The 3,080-nt window shown below is 28.9% G+C and carries 4 protein-coding genes; all 4 read left to right on the top strand.

The annotated features are described in order from the left end of the window. On the top strand, window positions 1–287 hold a 287-nt coding region (locus HUJ77_RS15220; RefSeq protein ID WP_291710092.1), incomplete at its 5' end, for a PTS sugar transporter subunit IIB. Window positions 288–306: 19 nt separating this feature from the next. Then, entirely contained in the window at window positions 307–1,563 is a 1,257-nt protein-coding gene (locus HUJ77_RS15215) for a PTS ascorbate transporter subunit IIC (protein WP_291710090.1), read from the top strand. A gap of 71 nt (window positions 1,564–1,634) precedes the next feature. Further along, entirely contained in the window at window positions 1,635–2,375 is a 741-nt protein-coding gene (locus tag HUJ77_RS15210) for an SIS domain-containing protein (RefSeq protein ID WP_291710088.1), read from the top strand. Between the two features lie 307 nt (window positions 2,376–2,682). After that, window positions 2,683–2,907, top strand: a complete 225-nt coding sequence (locus HUJ77_RS15205; protein WP_291710086.1) for a DUF1659 domain-containing protein — start codon at window positions 2,683–2,685, stop codon at window positions 2,905–2,907. The last annotated feature ends 173 nt before the right edge of the window (window positions 2,908–3,080 follow it).

Here is a 3,080-nt window from a genome sequence, read left to right as displayed (position 1 = left end):
GGAGGATTAATATGAAAATTTTAGCGGTTTGTGGATTTGGAGTAGGCTCATCAATGATTTTAAAAATGTCAATAGAAAAGGTTTTAAAGGAAATGGGTGTAGATGCAGAGGTAGATAACACAGATATAAATGATGCTAGAGGAGCTGCCTGTGATGTAATATTTACTAGCCCAGAGCTTCAACAAGAATTAAAAGGAACAGTAAGTGTGCCTGTTTATCCAGTAAAAAAATACATGGATTTAGCAGAAGTTAAAGAGGTTGTACAAAAATATTTAAATAATAAATAATAAATAGGAGGATGGTTTTATGGATTTTTTAATTAATAATGTTTTACGTAACCCACCGTTATTATTAGGTTTAATAGCAGCTATAGGATTAATACTTCAAAAGAAGAAACTTGCTGATATAGTGAAGGGTTCATTGTTAGCAGCTTTTGGGATGGTAATATTAGATCAAGGAACTTCAATGCTTATAAGTTCAATAGCACCAATAAATAATGCTTTCCAAAGCTTAAGTTCTGCAGGAGTAGCTGTAGATGGATTAAATGATGCTACATTTACTGCAAGTTATGGTGGAACAATAGGTTTAGCTATGTTTATAGGTCTAGCTATTCATATTTTAATAGCTAAATTTACTCCAATTAAGACTATATTCTTAACTGGTCATATGTTATGGTGGTTCCCATTTATATTTGTAGCAGCTGGAGTTGAAGGTGGACTAACTGGATGGGCACTTATACTATTTGGTGCAATTTTATCAGCTCTATATTGGTCAATTATGCCTTGGTTATTAAGAAAATATGTAAGTGATGTTACTGGAGATACTTCATTTACATTAGGACATCCAAGTGGAATTTTAGCTTTACTTTCTGGATTTGTTGCTAGCAAAGTAGGAAATAAAGAAAAATCAAGTGAAGATTTAAAACTTCCAGCAGGTCTTTCATTCTTTAGAGAAATTTCAATAACTGGTGGAATAGTAATCTTTATTATGTTTATAATTGTTGGACTTGTTATACCAGAAGCTTTTGCAGAGTCAGGACAAAACTTGTTTATGTATGCAATTACTCAAGGTTTTGTTTTTGGTGCAGGATTAATAGTAATGTTACAAGGTGTTAGAATGTTAATTAATCAAATAGTACCAGCATTTAAAGGAATTTCTGAAAAGATTGTTCCAAATGCACTTCCAGCTTTTGATTGCCCAATATTATTTAATTATAAACCTAATGCTGTATTAATAGGATTTATTACAGCAATGATAACATCAACAATTTTAGTTTTAATAAGTAATTATTTCAATATATTTAATATTTTATTAATTCCTTTAGTTATAACTTCTTTCTTTGAATGTGGTGCAGCTGCAGTTATAGGAGAAGGACAAGGTGGTCTTAAAGGAGCTATATTTGGAACAATGACAGCAGCTATTTTAATGGTAGCTTTAGTAGGAGTATCATCAATGATTTACTCAGGTACAATTCAAAACTGGATATTAATATTCGGTGGTAATGATTTATCTCTATTTGGAGTTATAGGTAAGTTAATTGCTTCAGTATTTGGAGGAATGTAAAATTTTTAATTTCTAAAAGATTAATTAGATAAAAATACTTAATTTTTAATCTTAGGAGGTGAGTTTTAAGTATGGAATTTAAATATTTTGATAAAATAAAAGAAGTAATAGATATAGTAGAAATTGAAGAAAAGGAAAATATGGCTAAAGCAACTAAAGTAATTGTAGATGCTATATTAAATAAGAAGTCTATATTTTCTTTTGGAGCATCTCATGCAGGAATATTAAGTGAAGAGTTATTCTATAGAGCAGGTGGACTTGTTGTTATAAATCCTATATTTGCTAAAAATTTAATGCTAGATACTTATCCAATAACATTAACTAGTGAAATGGAAAGGCTAGAAGGCTATGGAACTGTAGTAGCAAAAAAGAGTAATATTTCAAATGGAGATGTTGTAATTGTACATTCAGTTTCAGGAAGAAATCCAGTAAGTATAGAAGTTGCTATTGAAGCAAAGCGTATTGGAGCTACTGTAATTTGTATAACTAATTTAAATTATTCAAAGGAAGTATCATCAAGACATTCATCAGGAAAGAACTTATATGAAGTTAGTGATATAGTTATTGACAATCATGGTGAAAAGGGTGATGCATGTGTAGAAATTAATGGATTAGATCAAAAGGTTAGTCCTACATCTACAGTAATTGCAGCAACTATTATGAATTCAGTAGTAGCAGAGGCAACTCAAAAGCTTATAGATAATGGAATAAAAACACCACCAATATTTTATAGTGCAAATATAGATGGTGGAGATGAGCTTAATAAAAAGATTTTTGAAGAATATAAGAATGTAATTCATTATAAATATTAATTTAAAGAAGCATATAGATGATTATGGGAAAATTATATACACAAGAATCTAATTAATGAATGCTAAAAGTACTCAAAGAATAATTGAGTACTTTTTTTAGTTTTAAGACTTTAATTTTTATAACAAAGTACATTGAGAAAGGTAAACATAAGGCTCCTTAAAATAGGTAATATAATATATTATCATAAAATTAAGTAGATGTGATAATTAGTAAAATATATATTAGTATAAAATTTTAGAAAAAATATTAAAAAATTTTTAAAATCCTTTATTACATGCGTATATAAGATATGAGGAGGTGATAAAGATGGCAGCAAGTTCAGTATTAGTTGGAAATTCATTAGCAGTAGGATACCAAATAGGAGTTGATTCTAAAGGAAATAATATTTTTAAAGGACAAAACTTTAAAAATATTTCAGCAGATGCAACAAATGAAGATTTAGTTGTATTAGCTGATGCTATAGGAGGTATCCTAGAGCATGATGTTACTTCTATAAAGAAGGAGCAAACTTATGTAATAACTAGAGGTTAGTATTATCTTAGGTTATTAGTAAAGGAACCTTATTAACATAGTTTTAGAAATATAACATTATTAAAGTGATATTAGTAAGGTGACAATTTAATTATCATAGAAAGGAGGACATGCAATGATTCAAAGAACTGCAAGTATGAGTTTTAAGGATGAAGCTGGTAATAAGCATACAT

The sequence above is a fragment of the Clostridium sp. genome, from assembly GCF_021443865.1.
Taxonomy (GTDB): Bacteria; Bacillota; Clostridia; order Clostridiales; family Clostridiaceae; genus Clostridium.
This window is presented reverse-complemented; position numbering and strand designations above follow the sequence as displayed.

Coding starts and splice junctions, on each gene's coding strand:
- HUJ77_RS15210 (WP_291710088.1), top strand. CDS start 1,635: ATGGAATTTAAATATTTTGATAAAATAAAAGAAGTAATAGATATAGTA.
- HUJ77_RS15205 (WP_291710086.1), top strand. CDS start 2,683: ATGGCAGCAAGTTCAGTATTAGTTGGAAATTCATTAGCAGTAGGATAC.
- HUJ77_RS15215 (WP_291710090.1), top strand. CDS start 307: ATGGATTTTTTAATTAATAATGTTTTACGTAACCCACCGTTATTATTA.